18 protein-coding genes and 8 pseudogenes are annotated in these 20,235 nt (G+C 40.4%); 11 read left to right on the top strand and 15 right to left on the bottom strand.

Annotated features, from left to right (window positions below; genetic code table 11):
• Positions 1 to 118 precede the first annotated feature (118 nt).
• The 4 genes and pseudogenes from OVN21_RS01420 to OVN21_RS01405 all read left to right on the top strand — a co-directional run bounded on the left by OVN21_RS01420 (position 119) and on the right by OVN21_RS01405 (position 2,576).
• Positions 119 to 376, top strand: coding sequence for a helix-turn-helix domain-containing protein (locus OVN21_RS01420; RefSeq protein ID WP_267246963.1), 258 nt, complete (start codon positions 119 to 121; stop codon positions 374 to 376).
• Positions 345 to 723: pseudogene (locus OVN21_RS01415) on the top strand (IS30 family transposase); the annotation flags it as partial. The gene OVN21_RS01420 and the pseudogene OVN21_RS01415, both read left to right, overlap by 32 nt.
• A gap of 8 nt (positions 724 to 731) precedes the next feature.
• Positions 732 to 1,203 (top strand): annotated as a pseudogene (locus OVN21_RS01410) (transposase); the annotation flags it as partial.
• Positions 1,204 to 1,423: 220 nt separating this feature from the next.
• A pseudogene (locus OVN21_RS01405) lies at positions 1,424 to 2,576 on the top strand (IS110 family transposase).
• Between the two features lie 174 nt (positions 2,577 to 2,750).
• Here the strand turns inward: OVN21_RS01405 and OVN21_RS01400 are convergent.
• From OVN21_RS01400 to OVN21_RS01365, 8 genes and pseudogenes are all read right to left on the bottom strand, one after another.
• Positions 2,751 to 3,035, bottom strand: coding sequence for a GIY-YIG nuclease family protein (locus OVN21_RS01400; protein WP_267246962.1), 285 nt, complete (start codon positions 3,033 to 3,035; stop codon positions 2,751 to 2,753).
• Positions 3,025 to 3,774: a tRNA1(Val) (adenine(37)-N6)-methyltransferase gene (locus OVN21_RS01395; RefSeq protein WP_267246961.1), complete on the bottom strand. Its 750-nt coding sequence runs from the start codon at positions 3,772 to 3,774 to the stop codon at positions 3,025 to 3,027. Before OVN21_RS01395 ends, OVN21_RS01400 begins: the two co-directional genes overlap by 11 nt.
• 53 nt (positions 3,775 to 3,827) lie before the next feature.
• Positions 3,828 to 4,187, bottom strand: coding sequence for a S1 RNA-binding domain-containing protein (locus OVN21_RS01390; RefSeq protein WP_267246960.1), 360 nt, complete (start codon positions 4,185 to 4,187; stop codon positions 3,828 to 3,830).
• Between the two features lies 1 nt (position 4,188).
• Positions 4,189 to 5,589 (bottom strand): bifunctional Cof-type HAD-IIB family hydrolase/peptidylprolyl isomerase, encoded by a 1,401-nt coding sequence (locus OVN21_RS01385; RefSeq protein ID WP_267246959.1) that lies wholly within the window; start codon positions 5,587 to 5,589, stop codon positions 4,189 to 4,191.
• 125 nt (positions 5,590 to 5,714) lie between these two features.
• Positions 5,715 to 6,817: pseudogene (locus OVN21_RS01380) on the bottom strand (glycosyl hydrolase family 8).
• Positions 6,818 to 6,825: 8 nt separating this feature from the next.
• Positions 6,826 to 8,129, bottom strand: a pseudogene (locus OVN21_RS01375) (glycosyltransferase family 2 protein).
• A 493-nt stretch (positions 8,130 to 8,622) separates the two neighbouring features.
• Positions 8,623 to 8,796: pseudogene (locus tag OVN21_RS01370) on the bottom strand (small molecule-binding protein); the annotation flags it as partial.
• Between the two features lie 54 nt (positions 8,797 to 8,850).
• Positions 8,851 to 9,750: a helix-turn-helix transcriptional regulator gene (locus OVN21_RS01365; RefSeq protein ID WP_267247288.1), complete on the bottom strand. Its 900-nt coding sequence runs from the start codon at positions 9,748 to 9,750 to the stop codon at positions 8,851 to 8,853.
• Here OVN21_RS01365 and OVN21_RS01360 point away from each other — a divergent pair, their 5' ends adjacent.
• The 6 genes and pseudogenes from OVN21_RS01360 to OVN21_RS01335 form a co-directional block, all read left to right on the top strand.
• Positions 9,751 to 10,014: a transposase gene (locus tag OVN21_RS01360; RefSeq protein WP_267246958.1), complete on the top strand. Its 264-nt coding sequence runs from the start codon at positions 9,751 to 9,753 to the stop codon at positions 10,012 to 10,014. It begins immediately after the preceding gene.
• Positions 10,011 to 10,529, top strand: a complete 519-nt coding sequence (locus OVN21_RS01355; RefSeq protein ID WP_323743922.1) for a transposase — start codon at positions 10,011 to 10,013, stop codon at positions 10,527 to 10,529. Before OVN21_RS01360 ends, OVN21_RS01355 begins: the two co-directional genes overlap by 4 nt.
• A gap of 215 nt (positions 10,530 to 10,744) precedes the next feature.
• Positions 10,745 to 11,197 (top strand): NUDIX hydrolase, encoded by a 453-nt coding sequence (locus tag OVN21_RS01350; protein ID WP_267246957.1) that lies wholly within the window; start codon positions 10,745 to 10,747, stop codon positions 11,195 to 11,197.
• Between the two features lie 59 nt (positions 11,198 to 11,256).
• Positions 11,257 to 11,556 carry a DUF1827 family protein gene (locus OVN21_RS01345; protein ID WP_267246956.1) on the top strand — a complete coding sequence of 100 codons (300 nt, stop codon included), beginning with the start codon at positions 11,257 to 11,259 and terminating at the stop codon, positions 11,554 to 11,556.
• 315 nt (positions 11,557 to 11,871) lie between these two features.
• Entirely contained in the window at positions 11,872 to 12,354 is a 483-nt protein-coding gene (locus OVN21_RS01340) for a transposase (RefSeq protein WP_267246929.1), read from the top strand.
• 202 nt (positions 12,355 to 12,556) lie between these two features.
• Positions 12,557 to 13,087, top strand: a pseudogene (locus OVN21_RS01335) (transposase); the annotation flags it as partial.
• 71 nt (positions 13,088 to 13,158) lie between these two features.
• Here the strand turns inward: OVN21_RS01335 and rpsR are convergent.
• The 7 genes from rpsR to asnS all read right to left on the bottom strand — a co-directional run bounded on the left by rpsR (position 13,159) and on the right by asnS (position 18,945).
• Complete coding sequence (gene rpsR, locus OVN21_RS01330) at positions 13,159 to 13,398, bottom strand: 30S ribosomal protein S18 (protein WP_156975163.1); 240 nt, start codon at positions 13,396 to 13,398, stop codon at positions 13,159 to 13,161.
• Between the two features lie 241 nt (positions 13,399 to 13,639).
• Positions 13,640 to 13,828, bottom strand: coding sequence for a group II intron maturase-specific domain-containing protein (locus tag OVN21_RS01325; RefSeq protein ID WP_323743921.1), 189 nt, complete (start codon positions 13,826 to 13,828; stop codon positions 13,640 to 13,642).
• Positions 13,829 to 13,831: 3 nt separating this feature from the next.
• Positions 13,832 to 14,827, bottom strand: coding sequence for a group II intron reverse transcriptase/maturase (gene ltrA, locus OVN21_RS01320; protein ID WP_267246954.1), 996 nt, complete (start codon positions 14,825 to 14,827; stop codon positions 13,832 to 13,834).
• 537 nt (positions 14,828 to 15,364) lie between these two features.
• The gene (locus tag OVN21_RS01315) at positions 15,365 to 15,835 is read right to left on the bottom strand and encodes a single-stranded DNA-binding protein (RefSeq protein WP_000609613.1); all 471 of its coding nucleotides are present in this window, start codon (positions 15,833 to 15,835) and stop codon (positions 15,365 to 15,367) included.
• An 11-nt stretch (positions 15,836 to 15,846) separates the two neighbouring features.
• Positions 15,847 to 16,137 (bottom strand): 30S ribosomal protein S6, encoded by a 291-nt coding sequence (gene rpsF / locus OVN21_RS01310; RefSeq protein WP_001151776.1) that lies wholly within the window; start codon positions 16,135 to 16,137, stop codon positions 15,847 to 15,849.
• Between the two features lie 134 nt (positions 16,138 to 16,271).
• Positions 16,272 to 17,477 (bottom strand): MFS transporter, encoded by a 1,206-nt coding sequence (locus OVN21_RS01305; RefSeq protein WP_267246953.1) that lies wholly within the window; start codon positions 17,475 to 17,477, stop codon positions 16,272 to 16,274.
• A gap of 124 nt (positions 17,478 to 17,601) precedes the next feature.
• Positions 17,602 to 18,945, bottom strand: coding sequence for an asparagine--tRNA ligase (gene asnS / locus OVN21_RS01300; RefSeq protein ID WP_416370403.1), 1,344 nt, complete (start codon positions 18,943 to 18,945; stop codon positions 17,602 to 17,604).
• Positions 18,946 to 19,173: 228 nt separating this feature from the next.
• Here asnS and OVN21_RS01295 point away from each other — a divergent pair.
• Positions 19,174 to 20,234: pseudogene (locus OVN21_RS01295) on the top strand (transposase).
• The last annotated feature ends 1 nt before the right edge of the window (position 20,235 follow it).

Below are 20,235 nucleotides of genomic sequence, written 5' to 3'. Positions count from 1 at the left end.
TATGGATATTATGAAACCTCTTTTGTTGCCTTGAATATACAATATAAGTGCACAATAAAAACTCATAAGATTTTCTAGTAAAATAGAATTGAACGAACTAGTTACGAAAAGAAATCTTATGAGCTACCATCATTTTACCGTAGATGAGCGTGAAAGTATTCTCATTTACCGTATGCAAGGCCTAAATTTTTCTCAAATTGCTAAGTTTCTCCATCGTCATCCGTCTAGTATTAGTCGCGAGTGGAAACGACATCTAAGAGAAGAAAGCTATTCTCCAAGTCATGCACAGGAATCTTACCATATTGCTAAATCACCCTATGGGCGGAAACGGATGCTTGAAATAGATCACAATTCACGAAAGACCAGAAGACGCTAATAACCGAACTAGAATAGGAGATTGGGAAGCAGATACTGTTGCAGGTAAAACTGGAAAAGCTTGTTTAGTGACTCTAACTAACCGTTATTCTCGCTTTCTAAAAATACAGAAGGTAGCAGTCAAGAAAAGCAAGTTGGTGATAGAAGCTATGGTAAAAATGTTAGAACCCTTGACAAAGCATACAGTAACTCCTGATAGAGGGAAAAAATTCACGTATCATCAGAAATTGAGTGATCAATTGAAAATTGAAGTTTATTTTCCAGACCCTTATGCACCTTGGCAACGAGGGACTAATGAGAATACGAATGGTCTACCGAGAGAATATTTTCCAAAAGGAAGTGATCTAACGTTGGTTGATAGAAAATCTCATGAATACAAGGCTATCAAGCGCTACGGTAAGTTCATTCAACAGAATAGTCGGAAACTAAGTGATAAACGATTTTATCTCCCTACTTTTCGCATGCATCTAACCAACAAAGAAATTCTAGAAAAGTTTCTCTCTTACTCTCAAGAACTACGAGAACATTATGAAATCTACCTTCCATTTTCATGAGAGACAGGCTGGGCAATTCTTTGGACTCATTGAAGGTACTATTTCTTATGTAAATCCTATTTTTATAACTGTTTTTAAGACCTTTTTGAAAGATAAAGACAAGAGCCTGAATGCAATGGACTTATCCTACTAAAACACAAAACTAGAAGCTACCAATAGCCTCATCAAACTCATCAAGCGCAATGCTTTCGGCTTTCGAAAACTTTGATAATTTGATAACTTTAAAACTAGAATCTTCATCGCTTTGAATATTAAAAGGAGAGGAACAAAATGATCCTCTACAAGTTATAACTTTTCTTCAGCCCATTACAGTTGACAAACATTCTAAGATTAGTAGTGAGAAAATCTCCGACGGGAGAGAGTACTCACTACTTTTTCTTTATGTTAAAGTAAAGGTGTCTTGTAAAGTCGTAGGGCTCTTTGGTGCTAGACGTCGCGTATTGAAAATAAAATCACTAAAACACGGAATTATTCAAGACAAAAGAGGTAATATCGTGCCTACAGTATTTGGGATTGATGTGAGTAAGGCAAGTCTGAGGTGGCAATTTTAGTCAACGGTGAGAAGAGTCATGGCTACACTAGGCTCAATGACCCCATTGGCTTCAATCGTCTTTTGAACGACTTGAAAACTGTTCATAACCCTGAGATTATATTTGTCTATTCTAGGCGTCTTCGATCCTTTCTTGAGGAATACGACTACGCTTATACACAGCTGAATCCTCTGGAAGCTAAGAAGCAATCGGACAGTCTGCGAGTTCGTAAAATAGACAAAATTGACGCTGAAAAGTTGGCTCATTCTCAGTTTGTACTCAATCGTAAACAAACTTATGCGCAGGAAGAAGTTTAGCAACACCTGCGTGATTTAAGTCCTTTCTATCAAAATCTTACAGAAGGCATTGTTCGAGCTAAAAACCGTCTACACAAGGTCTTACAAGTCACCTTTCCTGAATTGGAAAATCTCTTATCCACACCAACTGGAGAGCCATATTGGAACTTGGTCATGGCTTTTCCATGCAAAGAGTTTGTAGTAAGCCTATCTCAAGGTGAATTGTGGAAAATTATCCGTCAATCTACCTCCAAACGAATCCCTGAAAAGCCTATTGCTTACCTGACTGATAAACTTATAAAACTCGCTAAACAATCTTTTTGTGCGGTCAAGAAAACCTCTCCAATGCTGGAAGAGCTTCGTTTCTATGCTCAAAAATTGCTTCGTCTTTCTGAGCACAGACAGGTTGTCTTAGACGACATGGTCGCTCTAGCTCAGCCTTTAGCAGAGTATGACATCTTACGGTCAATTCCTGGCATCGCAGAAACCACAGCGACATCTATCATTGGCGAATTGGGAGATATTCGTCGCTTTCAGTCTACCAATCAAAGCAACGCTTTCATTGGCATTGACCTGAGACACTATGAATCTGGGAACTTTCTCACCAAGGAACACATTACTAAACGAGGGAATCCCTCTGCCAGAAAAATCTTGTTCAAGTCCATTCATAACATCGCTTCAGCTCGTCATACCAATCCCTGCCATATCGCCGACTTTTATGAGAAACGAAAAAGACAAGCAACAATAGCTTCAACCGAACAATGTATTACCTCATTACGCATAACAAACTTTACGATTACTCTCTGACCCAAAATCGATAAGGCTGCCTATGCCGTATTATTATAACACCTTGTTTCAAAAAATCCCAGATGAGGGGTTTTTTAGCATGGAGCAATAAGTGGTAAAAATAAGACAGTAACCTCAGAATAGCTACTGTCTTATCTCTTTTTTACTTAAAGTCCTTGATAGACTTGACAAATGGTAGAAAAGAGCTATTATATATCAATATCGTTGACTAGATTTTTCTCTTGATTTTCAGATAAAAATCGTTCTTTCTGTGGTCTTTTCTTACGCTTGAGAAGAGCCTCAGCAGACATGGCTTCTTCCTTACTGGCAAAACCCTGAGCATAGATGAGTTTGACTGGCAAGCGAGCTCGGGTATACTTGGATCCCTTACCACTATTATGAACGGCAAGGCGCCTCTTCACATCCGTTGTATAGCCCGTATAGTAAGAACCGTCGCGACACTCTACCACATACATATAGGCCTTATGATCCATAGTAAATCTCTTGAATTTCTGGGGTATAGGAACCATCATCATTGTGAACAACGAGTGGTGGTAAGACCTTAAAGCCACTCGTTGAGCCATCCTTAATAGCTTCGATTAAGAGCATATTGGCCTCCTTCTCTCGTTTAGGATAGACAAATTGCATGCGCTTGGGTGCCAAATTGTGGCGTTTGAGCATGTCTAGGATATCCAAGAGCCGATCTGGACGATAAACCATCGCCAAACGACCATTAGACTTGAGAATACTCTGAGCGCTTTGGCAAATTTCTTCTAGGTTAGTCGTGATTTCGTGTCTGGCCAGAAGGTAGTGTTCACTCTCGTTCAGATTAGAATGCGAATCCACCTTGAAATAAGGTGGATTACACAAGATCATATCCACCTTACTTCCCTGGATATAGGCAGGCATATTTTTCAAATCATCACAGATGACCTGCATCTGCTCTTCCAAGCCATTTAACTGAACCGAACGCTCTGCCATATCTGCCAAGCGCTCCTGAATCTCTACAGATATTATCTGCGCCTGAGTTCGTGAGCTAGCAAAAAGCCCCACTGCACCATTTCCAGCACAAAAGTCCACAATTAACCCCCGTTTAGGGAAGCGAGGAAAGCGTGACAAAAGAACACTATCCACCGAATAGCTAAACACCTCTCTATTTTGAATGATCTTGATATCTGTCGAAAAGAGCTGGTTGATTCGCTCTCCTGATTTTAATAATTGTTCTTCTTTCATACTTCTACTATAATAAACTATGTTAATATTGCAAATATTTTAGGTAATCATATTTATGGTTTCTTCTTTAAATGATCTAATGCCTCACGTGTCCAAACAGGCATCATTCGAGCAAGGGGCGCAAAACCGTGCTTGATCTGATCATTAGAAAAACGTCTCCGTCTAGGTAATTGATGTTTTTCCTCTTCCAGGGTACGGATGGAAAGACTGGTCTTCCCAGTGTATTCGTCAAAATCCACCACCTGAACTTGGACTTCATCGCCAGTTTTTAAAATGTCATAGATATTTTCAATAAATCCCATCCGAATCTCCGAGATGTGAATCAGCCCTGTCACCCCTGTCTCTATCTCGACAAAGGCACCATAGGGCTGAATTCCTGTAATACGCCCAGTTAGCTTATCACCAATTTTCATCCTAGTCCTCAATTTCAATCGTTTCAATTACTACATCTTCAACTGGTTTGTCCATTGCACCAGTCTCAACAGCTGCAATGGCATCCAAGACCGCAAAAGATTCTGCATCTATCAATTGCCCAAAAACAGTATGACGACGGTCAAGGTGAGGGGTTCCACCTTGCTCTGCATAGATCTCAGCGATTGGTTCTGGCCAACTACCACGCGCAATCTCTTTCTTAGAGTATGGCAAATGTTGGTTTTGAACGATAAAGAACTGGCTACCATTCGTATTTGGGCCAGCATTGGCCATAGAAAGAGCTCCGCGGATATTGTAGAGTTCTTCTGAAAATTCATCTTCAAAAGAGTCGCCGTAGATTGACTCACCTCCCATACCAGTACCGGTTGGGTCCCCGCCTTGGATCATAAAGTCCTTGATAATACGGTGGAAAATAACTCCATCATAGTAGCCATCTTTTGAAAGAGCTACAAAGTTGGCTACTGTTTTTGGAGCCTGTTCAGGGAAGAGCTTGATACGCAAGTCTCCATGATTGGTCTTAATGGTCGCAATCGGACCTTCTACTGTTTCAATATCTACTTGTGGGAATTGCAATTCTTTTTCTACCATACCAAATCCTTCTAAGGCATCAAAAATACCATCTTCTTCTACTGTTTTTGTAATATAATCTGCTTTTTCTTTGATTTTATCATGAGAAATTCCCATTGCAACGCTGATTCCAGCATAATCAAAGAGTTCCAAGTCGTTGAGTCCATCTCCAAATACCATGACGTTCTCTGATTTCAAGCCTAAGTGCTCCACCACCTTAGCTACACCGGTTGCTTTCGATCCTGAAATTGGCACGATATCAGACGAATGTTCATGCCAACGAACCATACGAAGTTTATCTGAGAGACTGTCAGGCAAGCTCAAGTCATCTCCTTTATCTTCAAAAGTCCACATCTGATAGATATCTTCTTTCTCATGGAAATCTGGATCCACATCCAAGTTTGGATAAATCGGATCAATAGCCTCACTGATCAGTTCTGTTCGCGTGGAGAGTTTAGCGTCATGACTGCCAACCAAGCCATATTCAATTCCCTCTCGCTTAGTCCAAGAGATATACTCCTCAACATCTGACTTGTCAATCTGATGTTGATAAATGACCTGACCTTTTTTATCTTCGATATAGGCCCCATTCAGGGTTACAAAAAAGTCCGGCTTGAGATCACGAATCTCTGGAACGACACCGAAAATACCACGCCCAGAGGCGATTCCTATTAAAATTCCTTTTTCACGTAACTGCTTAAAGACAGTGGGAATTGTAGCTGGAATAAAACCTGTCTTCGACGTACGCAAGGTATCATCAATATCAAAAAAGACGATTTTAATCTTCTTTGCCTTGTATTTTAATTTCGCATCCATCTCTCTACCTCTTTCAATCTAACTCTTTCCATTATACCATAAAGCTGATAAAATTCCTTTTTTGAAAAAAGATGAAAATCCTATCAAAAAGAGAGCTAGTATAACTAGCGCCCTCTCTTTTCATCCTAGAACAACTCCAGAGCAATCATAGTAATCATCGTTGCATCATAGCAGTTATCCAAAGGTAAATCTTGTGTGAAAATGTATTTATTTTGTTGAAAGAGTTTCAGGTAACCTTCTCCCTTATCAACTACATAGGCAATCGATGCCAAGAAACTACCTGCCTGGTATTGATTGAGGACAGTTCCGCTCAAATCATAGCCAGCATAAACGCGTCTCTCTTTCATAAAGAAATTCATCATCTTTTAAACAAGTTTTTGACTTCTTTCATCTTGACTTTGAGACAAGTGATAAGGCAAACGACAAGCATTATAAGAGTACGCCCCATCGTATTGAGATTCTATTGTGTTAGCATCAACAAGACGTGCGTCTGACTTCTCAGCCCAGATAAAATCTGGCAGGAGATCCGTATCCGAACGAGAGCTAATTTGCTCCAGTTGCCCAAGCATTTTATCCTTAACGTCTAACCACTGTTTGTTTCCAGTCAAGTCATAGAAAGATTGGAAATAGTGAGGAAGGGTATCAGACGTCCGCATCAAGTAATAATCGAAATCCTTGTTTGTCCAGTTCCCTACTGTTAGGACACCTGTCCCTTCATTGTAGTTGTATTGAAGAATATCTTCTAAGATTTTTTAGCCTGCGCTTGGTATTCCTGAGCTTTATCCGGCCACTGCTTGGCAGCTTCAATCAAGGAATAAGCGATGTAGAGATTTCCATCAGTTGCGTTTTATTTTTCAACAGTTTCACTATCATTTTTGAGAACTTGCTTCCAAGATATCAACTGTGTTCCCTCGAGACGATGATTTTGATAATAGCGATAAGAGCTATCAAAATCTGCTTGTGTTGCTTGCCCTTTTTGGGCTGCTAAAACTGTTATGAGCATGCCGTAACTTTGAGTTTCTGATAGAACTGTCGTTTCCTCAGAATCATTCGTTGTACGAACATAAGACTGATTGCCTTTTGTAACAAGGAACTGTTGACTCCATTGGCTGTAAAGGCGATGATTGCGCATCTCAATTTTACTCCTTCCCCTTGCCAAAAACAAGGCTAAACAAAAGATAGAAAGAATGAGCACAAACCAGTCATATTTTAATTTATTCGTTTTCATAGAACCTCCTATCCTGCAAATCGCTTGGTTTTAACCCACTTGGTTTCTTTTCGGCGAAGTACTTTGTCCAGCACGATCGAAGAAATAGAATCAACGGATACAACGATAAACATCTGTTCATAAAAGAAATAGGCTGCCAAGGCTAACCAGATTTGTTCGGTCGTCGCTTGTCCAAATTGACTTAATTTGCATTAATACATTAAATAGAGACCAATCATGAGTATCCAGTTGAAGAGCATAAGCTGGGCAATGTAGATATTGTCCGCATCAAAAGCAAATGGCACCCTGACATCTGGGATGAATAGGTTCAGGAAAATTGCTAGCACATTCGCTAGGAAAATCAAATCCGATAGGATAATGGCAAAGTTAAACCAAAAGAAGAAACATGAATAGTTAAAGACTTCTAGTTTGACACGCCAGTTTGCTCTGCCAAATAAATCCTTAAAGTTTGAAAGAACAACTTCATAATTTCCTTTTGTCCAACGTTTCCGTTGCATATAGTAACTCTTTAAGATCTCAGGCTCCTGTTGGAAAGCTTCTGAATTATAGGCAAGGGCAATCAATTTCCTGCTCTGCATGATTTTGAAGGAAATATCAGTATCCTCTGTCAAGGCACCATTTTTCCAGCCACCGATACTCTTTACAAAGTCGGTTTGAATGATAAAGTTGGTTCCTGGAATACGCCCAATTTTAAAAAGATGCCACATCCCAACATGGTGCACACGCTGAGTAACAACGATTTCTTGCTTGATGCAACGAGTCAAGAAATTTTGATTGGCATTTCGAGTCTTGTTGCGACCAAAAGATGCCACGTGATGTTCTGGATCCTTCATCACTTCTTTGACAAGGAAATAAAGAGCATTTTTTCAGGCATAGCATCCGCAACATAAACACAGATATATTCACCCATTGCCATCTCTAAGGCATCGTTTAGAACTCCTGCTTCTCCTCCTGTACCAGTACGGTCGATAATAGTCAGATTTCTTCCTGTATATTCAGGCATAGCTTGTACAGGCAAATACTCTGCATAGGTGTTATCCGAACAGTTATCCGCAAACAAGAGCAACTCCACACGGTCGTGAGGATAATTCATATCCAAGATAGCTTTTGTCGTCTGTGCAATAACCACATCCTCATTATGAGCAGGTACGACAATGGTAACCTTCGGATAATAAAGTAGTGGCGAAGTGTCTACACGAAAATCGCTGTGTTTAAACCAAAAGTGAGCAGTTGAAAAGAGAATTACCAAGCCCCATGCTAGAGAAATCCAAATTGTAAGCAAGGTAAAAATCATCAGAATTTGACTAATCATGTTTCACCGCCTTAAAATTTTTGTTCACTCGATGGTAAAGAATATTGTATGCAATAAATAATATGATAAAACAAATGCCAAAGGCGAGACTGAGTCCCAAAGCAATGCCAAAAAATATATTGGTTAGAGTCATGTTTTCCTCCTAATATTCTACAATTACATCTGTCTCTAATTGACGTTTGAGATGACTGTGTATCCCCTCTCTTCTGTTCCTGATCAAACATGGCATATTTCATCAGATGGTTCACCTCCTTTTCATCTAAACGAAGGAGGCTCTCTTCACTTCCATATCCAGCATCTGCGACAACTGTCTTTAGGGGTTTCAAGTAAGGGGAGAAGAGTCTTGGTATCTGTATCTGTTTTGGAAAAGCTGTTGCGACCTACAAAAGTTTCTTGATCCTTCTCCTATTTTTCAGCACGTACTGAAAAATCTTCCTTGACTTTAGGCAAGACTTTCTTGAGTTTCCGACGTTGGTTTTTACGCTCATCTTTTCCTTATCGCATAGGCTAAGGCATATAAAGCCCCTACGCGTTCTGAAAAATCTTCTTGATTTGGATCGCCTTTACCATCAATCACGATATAGGATTGACCTGGTACCTGCAAGATGCTGGGCCTAGCTTTCACTTGATAAAGATCTTTCGCTTCTTTTCTCCATTCGTATTTCATTTGGTTCTTCTCCTTTCTATCTCTAGTATAGCACTAAAACCTTGACATCTTTTGTCAAGGTTTGTAAAGTTTTTGGATTTTTTCTACTCTAGAAAGCAGTTCCTTCTTCAGATAATCGGGGGCGAGTATTTCCACTCTATCTAAATAAGACAGGAGGTAAGTATACATGCTTTCGTGGTCAGGTAGGACAGTTTTGACATAATAACATCCATCTTTCCCCAAACTAATCTCATCTTCTGAAAAATCTTCATAAACCCGGAAAGCAAGCTTGGTGCTAAACTTCAAGGAAACTTCGATTTGATTTACCACTTGATCTGAACCATCAACCCAATCCAGCACATTTTTCTGCTTCACAGTTTCAGTTGTTAGGTGATAATTCCTAATTCTGGATAATTTGAAAAAACGCCACTCTTCTTTCAAACAACAGTAGGCATGAAGGTACCAATCTCTCTTTTTAAATATGAGTCTAAAGGGCTCGACTGTACGAATCGTTTTCTGACCTCTCCCACCTAGATAAGTGATTACCAGTTGCCTTTTCTCTAGAATAGCATGTTTGATGTTATCAAATAATTCTTTTTGACCTTCTCGCTTCCTCCAGTCAGTCAAGTCTACTTCTATCCAAGAGCTGGTAGAAACTTGAAAAATAGATTCCAATTTTTCAAGTAACATGTCTTGCCTGTCATCGGTCAGGGCTTGAATCCCTTGCAAAGCTGACAGAAGTTCTAATTTTTTATCCTCAGATACTAGAGTACGCTCCAGAACAAAGTCTTTCATTAAAAAGATCCCACCTGCCTTTCCAGGTATCGAATACAGAGGAATCCCCGCCATACTCAATCGCTCAATATCGCGATAAATCGTACGTGCAGATACTTCAAACAATCGAGCTAATTCTGGAGCAGTTGTACTGCCTTTTTCTAAGAATCTGTATTCACAAAAAAATGTTAAACTAAAGATATGATACGAAAAGCATATGATACCGATTTAACCGATCAAGAATGGGCTAAACTTGAACCCTATTTCTCCCAACATCGCACCTATAAGTGGGCTAAACGAGAACTCGTGAACGCCACCTTGTATATCACTAAAACAGGTTGCCAATGGCGTATGCTCCCTCATGATTTCCCTCCTTCCCCAACTGTCTGGAGTTTCTTTCGTCGTGCCAGAGAGAGCGGCTTGTGGGACACCATTTTGACGGAACTGGTTAAAAAAAGCGACTGAAAGCTGGTAGAGCAGCCCCTCCAACCTATGCTATCATTGATTCTCAAAGCGTGAAAACAACAGATGCTGCAGAGGAACGTGGGATTGATGGCGGTAAGAAAGTCAAAGGGAGGAAGCGCCACATCCTTGTGGATACTATGGGAAATCTTCTTGATGTGGTGGTTCATGCAGCTCATTTGCACGACACAAAATCAGGCTTTTTAGTGGCTCGCAAAGTGATGCTACAATTCCCAACCATCAAGGCTTTTTCAGCCGATGCTGGTTATCGTAAAAGCTCTGAGGAGATGATGGTGAAGGAGTTTGGTTGCCCAGTAGATATTTCTGAAAAAATCAAGGCCAGCTGGCAAATCATCCCCAAACCTTGGGTTGTTGAGCGAACTTTTTCTTGGTTGAATCACTCTCGAAGATTAGCTAAGGATGTTGAAAAATCCGTATCGTCAGAGCTTGCTTTTGTCAAACTTTCACACATTAATCGGCTTTTAAAGGCTCTATCATTTTGTGAATACAGGTTCTAAAAGTAGATATAGGATACGAAATAGTCTTGATTCTGCCATAAAATCACCTCTCTTTTATTATACCAGTTAGAGTGCTAGTGTTGGAAAGTTTAACTAGACAAGTATTGATCAAGACAAAGTAGCTATTTCTACACAAGTTCGTTGGTTTATTCTTGACAGCTATCCCCTCGTCCATTATGATAATAATAAAGATACTAGAGAATGAGGAAAATGCAATGGCAAGCCCACTTTTTGGTGAAAAAAAAGAAAATGTAACCTACCAGACCCGCTACGGAGTTTACGCAGTTATTCCTGATACAGAAAAAAAACAAATTGTTCTAGTTCAAGCTCCCAATGGTGCTTGGTTCTTGCCAGGTGGAGAAATTGAAGCAGGCGAAGATCATCAAGAAGCACTGAGGAGAGAACTAATCGAAGAACTTGGCTTTACAGCTGAAATCAGAACCTATTATGGACAAGCTGATGAGTATTTCTACTCTCGCCACCGTGATACCTACTACTACAACCCAGCTTATCTCTATGAAGCTATTTCTTTCCAAGAAGTACAAAAACCATTGGAAGATTTTAATCATATTGCTTGGTTTCCTATTGATGAAGCAATTGAAAAACTCAAACGTGGTAGCCATAAATGGGGAATTGAAGCTTGGAAAATCCAGCATGGAATTGACTAAATTACACGATTTTTATCCAAAAAGTGCTATAATAGAGTTAGAAAATCGGAGGAACTGTTATGAAGCTTATCAACACGACTAATTCACACTCGCAACTTGTTAAAAGCCAATTAGAAAGTACTGACGCAATTCTTGTCGAGGTCTACTCTGCTGGAAATACAGATGTGGTTTTCACACAAGCCCCGCTTCACTATGAAATCCTCATTTCCAACAAACACCGTGCTATTCGTGAACCCGAAATTGAAACCATCCAAGACTTCTTCTTAAAACGTAAAATCGGCAAGGGAAGCATTGACGAAGCCAATATCAAAACCCTCTATTCGGATAAATTGATTGAGATTTCAATCCCTATAAAATAATAAGACCTGCTACAAAGCTGGTTTTCACTTGCAAAAAAAACTAGGACAATAGTCTCTTATCTCCAAAAAAGCAACGGATTTGCCGTTGCTTTTTGCATGGTTACGATAGTCTTGGTAAAATAGAACTGCACAATACACCATTTAGAAAGGCTATCTTATGCATATTCACTATAACAAAAATCAAACAACTTTACCACTAGAAATCCGTTCTTTCTTGCCACAAGACCATCTCGTCTTTATTATCTGAATACCTTGGAAGATAGTCCTTTCCCTACCTTCTATCATGCCTCTGCTCACCCGTCTTAGCACCCTAAAATGCTTGTATCTACTCTTCTATTTGCCTCTTCACAAGGGATTTTCTCTGCTCGAAAAATTGAAAAAATGATGATTGAAAATCTCGCCATGCAGTACCTAACAGGGCAGTTGGTTGTTAGCTATCGCACCATCAAGCGTTTTCGTGTCGCCGAAGGGATGGAAGAACTCATTCGTGATCTTTTCATCGACCTCAATCTTCGTTTAAAAACGGAAGAGTTAGTGATCTTAGATTGTTTGTGTATTGACGGGACTAAGATTGAAGCCAATGCCAACAAGTATCGTTTCGTGTGGAAAAAAGCAAGGGACAAGTTTTCCGTCAAACTGCAAGAACAGATCCAGATTTATTGTCAAGAAGAAATCATTCCTCTTATCCATCAAGCTATCGAACTAGAGACACAAGAGCCTATCTCCTCAGGGCAGTTGATTGAACTCTCTCACGTCCTTGAAGAAGAATTGCCAAGACATGGAGGAGACACTCCTTAAAGGAAAAGATGAGCGTAAAACCAAAGGTCGGAAACTCAAGAAAATCTTGCCTAAAGTCAAAGATGATTTTTCAGTACGTGCTGAAAAATAGGAGAAGGATCAAGAAACTTTTGTAGGTCGCAACAGCTTTTCCAAAACAGATACAGATACCAAGACTCTTCTCCCCTTACTTGAAACCTATCCACATGACCTAAAGACAGTTGTCGCAGATGCTGGATATGGAAGTGAAGAGAACCTCCTTCGTTTAGATGAAAAGGAGGTGAACCATCTGATGAAATATGCCATGTTTGATAAGGAACAAAAGAGAAGGTATACACAGTCAGCTAGAAACTTAGGGAATTGGTACTATAATGGCAAGGAGGATAGCTACACACATCCTGATGGCTGGTGTTATCGTTTTCGCCCTATCAAACATCAGAAAACAGAGACGGACTTTCAAGAGGAAATCAAGGTTTACTACGCTGATGAATCTGAATCAGCTCCTCAAAAGGGACTGTATATGAATGAAGGCTATCAGCACTTAAAAAATAAAGAATGCCAGGCGCTTTTATCTCCCCAAGGTAGACAGATTTTCGCTCAACGCAAGATTGATGTGGAACCTGTCTTTGGACAGATAAAGGCTTGTTTGGGGTACAAGAGAGGTAATCTGAGAGGGATGCGTCAAGTGAGAATTGACATGGGATTGGTACTTATGGCAAATAAGCTCCTAAAATACAATAAGAGAACGACTTAAAATGAAAAAGCTAGAGTTCTGCAATTGGAAATCTCTAGCTCATGAAAAAGAGGTCCACCCGGACCTCTTTTTTAACCTTCGTTTACGAAAGGCATCAAAGCCATTACGCGAGCACGTTTGATAGCTGTTGTTACTTTACGTTGGTTTTTAGCTGAAGTTCCTGTTACACGACGAGGAAGGATTTTCCCACGTTCTGAAACGAAACGGCTAAGAAGCTCAGTATCTTTGTAATCAACATATTCAATTTTGTTTGCTGCAATGTAATCAACTTTTTTACGGCGTTTGAATCCGCCACGACGTTGTTGAGCCATGTTTTTTCTCCTTTATAGTATTAATTGTCCATTGTAGAGTAGGTCTCTAGTTTGAATTTATCTCCTCAGCGACCCCTCGTCAAACCGTGCGTAAGGTTTTCCCTTACACGGCTTTCCCAGTATCTTCTGTCTTCGACGTTACGGCCTCAGTGCAAGTTCCCTACCTGCGATACCTCTGATTATCATGGTCAAAGTTCGTACATATCTTTCTCAGGCATACAAGCCCGAAATAGTCATAATACTACGCAGGCGGATGTTCTCGCCATCCCTTGCCAGGTTTCTTGTACTTCTTTCTAAGCATTATCGTCAAATTGTATGTCACATAATTGTCAATACTCTTAAAGTGCTGCTTGGAATTACCAGATTTGAAATAGTTAGCCCAGCCTCGCAAGATAGGATTTAACTTTTCAACCACCTCAGATAATTTCAGATGTTACCCGTGTTGGGTTATATCTTTAATTTTACCCTTGATAGCTTTCATAGACTTTCTCGACGGATAGTAATAGGTTTTATACTTATCTGTCTTGAGTGATTTCCCTTTTCTGAGCGTGTATCCCAGAAAGTCAAATCCCTCGCCCGCATGCACAATTCTTGTCTTGTCTTCGTTCAATGTCAGCCCTAATTTACTAATACGCCGTTTGGCATAGTTATAGTATTTCTTTGGATTGTTTGAACACAGAATAACAAAATCGTCCGCATATCGTATTAGGTGAGCGTCATGACCTCTTTCTACCAGTCTATTGTTAGTCCAGTATCTGTCTAAAGCGTTTAGGTAGATATTAGCCAAGAGCGGTGAGATAACCCCGCCTTGTGGTGTACCAAGGATATTGCTTCTGACTTGATTATCTTCCATGATACCTGCTTCTAGCCATAGACTGAGCAGCTTGATAACTGACTTATCAATCACTCGTTCTTTGACCAGTAACAACAATTTATCATGAGGAATGGTATCAAAATACCCTTTCAAGTCTGTGTCAATGACCCATTCGCAGCCAAAATTTAGATATTTATATATCTCTCTTATGGCTTGGTTTGCACTTCGCTTAGGTCTAAACCCATAGGAGAAGTCCTGAAAGTCAGCTTCAAATATTGGCTCAATGACAATTTTCACTGCCGTTTGAACTACTCTATCCTTCACTGTCGGGATTCCTAAAGGTCGTTTCTTACCGTTAGCTTTGGGAATATAAACCCTCTTGACCGCTTTAGGTTGATACTTCTTGCTTTTCAGTTGCACTTGTATCTCGTCTAGGAAGTTTTGAACTCCTTTGTCTTCGATTTCCTTAATGGTAAGGTCATCTATTCCAGCAGAGCCCTCGTTATTCTTCACATAATACCAAGCTAGTCTCAAGTCTGACTTGGCTGATAGATATATCTTCCGTTGAAATACTCGAACCTTTTCAAAGATGTTTATAGCCTTTTGAGCAATCATCTAGTTCCTCTTTCATCGGTAAGAGTGATACAGGTAAGGCTCCTTCCCTATGCCGAGTTTTGTTGTCTCGTGCAATTATCGGTACTATGAACCTCTCCGACTCCCTGTTCCTACGTCAGTTAGAACTTCGGTGTTTGCCTTATATCTAACCTGACCCGCTGGGAAGGCGGGATAGAATAGGGTCTCTTTCGTTCCCCACTCATCTTTCCTAACATTCCATCTTCTATATGCCTATATGCCGGGAGTTCTGACGATAGTGTCCACCAGTTAAAACTATCATCAATTCCAGCTCTCTCAGTTATACCTGCTGGATTGACCTTAACGACACTTATCGGAAGTTCACTTTCGCTACGGACTGCAAGTTTGCTCGCTCCCACAGACTGAGTTAAGACTAATTAGCCACTGGGGACGCGTTAGTCGGCATTGCTTCCACATTTGGATTACTCCGCATATGTATGCCATAGCTACCTAGCCGAACTGGTTAATTGCTAGGACAGGACTTTCACCTGTAAGATTGAGTGAAGCTTGACGGAGCGCTCAAAATGGTAAATCATCATCTGAAATGTCCAATGGATTTGTTGCTCCAAATGGATTTTCAGAACGTGAAAAGTCTGGTACTGGGTTTGCAGGTGCTGATTGACCAGCAGTTGGTGCAGAATAAGCGCCACCTGAATGTCCTTCACGCACTCCACGGCTTTCCAACATTTGGAAATTATCCGCCACGACTTCTGTTACGTAAACACGTTGTCCTTGCTGGTTATCGTAACTACGAGTCTGGATACGACCTGTGATCCCGATAAGAGAGCCTTTTTTAGCCCAGTTAGCAAGATTTTCAGCCTGTTGACGCCACATAACGACATTGATGAAATCAGCCTCACGTTCGCCATTTTGACTCTTAAATGTACGGTTTACTGCAAGAGTAAAAGTCGCAACTGCTACATTTGATGAGGTATAACGCAACTCAGCGTCACGCGTCATACGCCCTACAAGTACAACATTGTTAATCATAATCTACCTTCTTACGCGCCAAGTTTGACGATCATGTGACGAAGAATGTCAGCGTTGATTTTTGAAAGACGGTCAAACTCTTTAAGAGCTACGTCGTCGTTAGCTTCAACGTTAACGATGTGGTAAAGTCCTTCGCGGAAATCTTGGATTTCGTATGCAAGACGACGTTTTTCCCAATCTTTTGATTCAACAACAGTTGCACCGTTGTCAGTCAAGATAGAGTCAAAACGTGCTACCAAAGCGTTTTTCGCTTCTTCTTCAATGTTTGGACGAATGATATAAAGAATTTCGTATTTAGCCATTGATATATTCCTCCTTTTGGTCTAATGACCCCCAGTCTTTGCAAAGGGTAAGTGAGGTTCACTCACAATAAACCATTATACTAGAAAAACTGACAGATAGCAAGTGAAAAAGATAAAAGTAAAAAATAACTTTATTACTTAGAAATAACATCCTCTTTGAGTTTCAAAGCTCCGGCCATCTCTTTCAAAATGAAAAATAGCAAAAAGCTGGCTAGTACTAAAATGAGCCCTAAGTAAAGGAAGGCTACTACAAATCCTAGATAGTCAATCAACCATCCCGTCAAAGGAAAAATGATAATCATACTTAGGCTGAACATCATAGAGTAGACACTTAGCATGGTTGCCCGTACCTCACTTGGGAGTCGCTTTTGTAAATCATTATCAAAAATCGGCTGAAAGAGAGCATATAAGGCGTTGCTGATCCAATAAACCAAAATATAAATCAGCGGCGTTCCGAAGTAGGAAAGCAAATAAGTTCCTCCCGTCAAGAGTACAAGAATTGGAAAGAGCTTTAAGGCTGAATACTTCTTTCCAATCTTACTTGCTAGATAAACTGCCCAGATATTCAAAACACTACCCATCAACATGACCATCGAAATCTGCCACCCTTCTAAGTCAGGCAGTTGATTTTGATAGTAAAAATAAAACATGCACATCAGCGTCCCGATGATTTGGGAAAGAATCATCCAACTAAAAAGACTGGGGTTTCTCCGCAACTCCTCTTTGACAGTCCAGATTATTTTTTTCATCGTCAAGCGCTCAGATTTTTGCGCTTTAACACTAGGCTCTTTTAGCATCCAAGTTAGGAAAAGAACAATTATAGAAGTAGCAATCATGATATAGTAGGTCAAGTGTAATTGACCATGGACAAAAAATCCCGCTAAAACGGTCCCCAAAGACCGAGTTCCTTCTGCCACTCCTGACATAAAACTGGAGATGGACAAGTAGCGCTCTTTTAATCCAGCCTCCACGACAGAATCATAAACCATGGCTGCACTCGTCCCCGAATCAAAATTATAAGACAAGGCACTCACCACCATAGCGAGTGCGTAAATCCAAAAATTACCTTGTCCTAGTAACATGAGAATAGATGACGTAATCCCAGCTATTCGACTTAAATATAGATTGGTTTTATAGGAGTAGCGGTCAGCTAACATTCCAGAGGGAATTTCACAGATGACACTGGTGGCATGAAAAATACTTTCCAATAAGCCAATCAGCCAAAGCGACATCCCATTTTGACTGAGAAATAGAATCCAAAAGCTGGTAATGCCCAGAAAGGCAAAAAATTCCACACCAGCCATGAGACCGATATTCTTCCGGTAATTTCGTTTAAACATAGTTTCTCCTTTAACAAGTGTATTTGTATTTTTGTGTTTGTCACTTGTTAAGCTGTGCTTTACATGTTCTCCACCTCTTCTTTCTTCTACTTTGAAAAAACGCCACATGGGCGTTTTCCTGTTCTTATGGTTTGATACGGTGCAACATACGTGGGAATGGAATAGCTTCACGGATATGTTTGGTTCCAGCTGCGAAGGTTACCATACGTTCGATACCGATACCAAATCCTCCGTGTGGCACTGTACCGTATTTACGAAGGTCAAGGTAGAATTCATATTCTGTACGATCCATGCCAAGTTCATCCATCTTAGCGACAAGGGCATCGTAATCTTCCTCACGCATAGACCCACCGATAATTTCTCCATAGCCTTCTGGAGCAAGCAAGTCTGCACAAAGCACGCGCTCTGGATTTCCAGGAACTGGTTTCATGTAGAAGGCCTTGATGGCTGCTGGATAGTTCATGACAAATGTTGGCACACCAAAGTGGTTTGAAATCCAAGTTTCGTGTGGTGACCCAAAGTCATCACCGTGTTCAAGATGCTCGTAATCTGCATCTTCATCATTTTCATATTCTTGCAAGAGGTCAATGGCTTGATCATAAGTGATACGTTTGAATGGCTCTGCAATGTAGCGTTTCAAGAGTTCTGTATCACGTTCCAAGGTTTCCAAGGCCTGAGGCGCGCGGTCAAGAACACCTTGTAGAAGTGCTTTCACATAAGCTTCTTGCAAGTCAAGCGACTCATCATGTGTCAAGTATGAGTACTCAGCATCCATCATCCAGAACTCAGTCAAGTGACGGCGTGTTTTTGATTTTTCAGCACGGAAAACTGGACCAAAGTCAAAGACACGACCAAGAGCCATAGCCCCTGCTTCTAGATAAAGCTGACCTGATTGGCTCAAGTAGGCTGGCGTTCCAAAGTAGTCAGTTTCAAAGAGTTCTGTAGAATCTTCTGCCGCATTTCCTGAAAGAATTGGGCTGTCAAACTTCATGAAGTCATTCTTATCAAAGAACTCATAGGTTGCATAAATGATAGCGTTACGGATTTGCATGACAGCCACTTGCTTACGAGAGCGCAGCCACAAGTGACGGTTGTCCATCAAAAAGTCTGTTCCGTGTTCTTTTGGAGTAATTGGGTAGTCTTGTGATTCACCAATAACTTCGATATCTGTAATATCGAGCTCATAACCAAACTTAGAACGCTGGTCTTCTTTGACAATACCTGTCACATAAACAGACGTTTCTTGACTCAAGTGTTTGATCGTTTCAAATTTTTCAAGACCTACCTCTTCACCAAATTTTTCAATAAAGTTTGGTTTAAAGGCTACACCTTGGAAAAAGGCAGTTCCATCACGCAATTGCAAGAAGGCAATTTTCCCTTTTCCTGATTTGTTGGCAACCCAGGCTCCGATAGTCACTTCTTGGCCAACGTAGTCTTTTACATCGATGATTGTTACACGTTTTGTCATAATCTATCTTCCTTTTTTCGTTTAACTTGTCCGAAGACATCATTACCCACCATTTTACCATAAATAGATTGCGATAGCTAGGTTCGACTAGAGAAAATTCGCGAGATTTTCGATTAGATAACTTCTCAAAGTAACTTCCACTTTCCTGATCGAAGTGGAAATTCGTCTAAAACGGATTTTCATGGTGGAATTAAGTGTGAGACGTTTGAGTTAGAAATGAGATCTACTCTGACCAAACAGAAACACCTTACCCTTTCAGACCGTAATGATATCCAACTAGGCTTAGAGCGCGGTGAAACCTTCAAAACTATTGGACAATCCATTCTAAAAGACCCAACTACTGTTTCAAAAGAAGTCAAAAGAAATAGACAAGGCCGAGAGTCTACGTGTGATAACCTTCCTTGCACTTTACTCGATAAGGCTCCCTCTGTCTGTAATGATTGCCCTAAAAGAAGACAAAATTGCGGATTTAAAAAAATCTTCTGCCTTGCTAAACAAGCTCAAAAGCAATACGAACAAACTCTTGTCGAGGATCGTGAAGGAACTCCTCTCAATTCCAAGACTTTCTGGGACTCCGAAAAGGATACCTATCTATCGCTCCTATTGACCTAGCCAGAGCCGTTAAATTTAAAGAAAGACGGAAAAATAAGCTACCTTCCATCCCTAAAGAAGCTAAAAAACCGTTCCTCTGAGGATTTTCAAATCTATTTAGCCCTGAATCAACTAGACTCATGGCTGGAAATGGACACGGTTATGGGCAGAATGGGAGGTAAAATCCTAGTCACCTTCAATCTTTCCTTCTGTAACTTTATCTTCGCTAGGCTGCTGGAGAATCAAACTGCCCTTGCGGTTACCAAACACCTCATGATATTAAGAACACTCTTCACCAAGCGAACAAAGACTTTTTCCAACCCTTTCCCGTCATTCTTACCGATAATGGTGGAGAGTTTGCCAGGGGCGATGACATCGAAATGGATATTCGAGGAGAAAGTAAACTCTTCTTTTGTGACCCTAATCGCTCTGACCAGAAAGGGAGAATTGAGAACATTCACACGCTGATTCGCGACCTTCTACCTAAAGGAACTTCCTCTGATAACTTCATTCAAGAGGACATCCATCTCGTCTGTTCGCATGTCAACAGTGTCAAACGAGCTGCTTTGAATGGAGAGTCAGCCTATGAACTCTTTGCCTTTACTTACGGAGAAGGGATTCCTAAGCTTCTTGGTATTTCTAAAATACCTGCAGAAGACGGCTGTCAATCTTCTAAATTACTTCAATATAGGTTCTAAA

This window comes from Streptococcus sp. Marseille-Q5986 (assembly GCF_946902915.1).
Lineage (GTDB): Bacteria > Bacillota > Bacilli > Lactobacillales > Streptococcaceae > Streptococcus.
The sequence above is the reverse complement of the archived record's forward strand: the minus strand, read 5'-3'. Positions and strand labels throughout refer to the sequence as shown.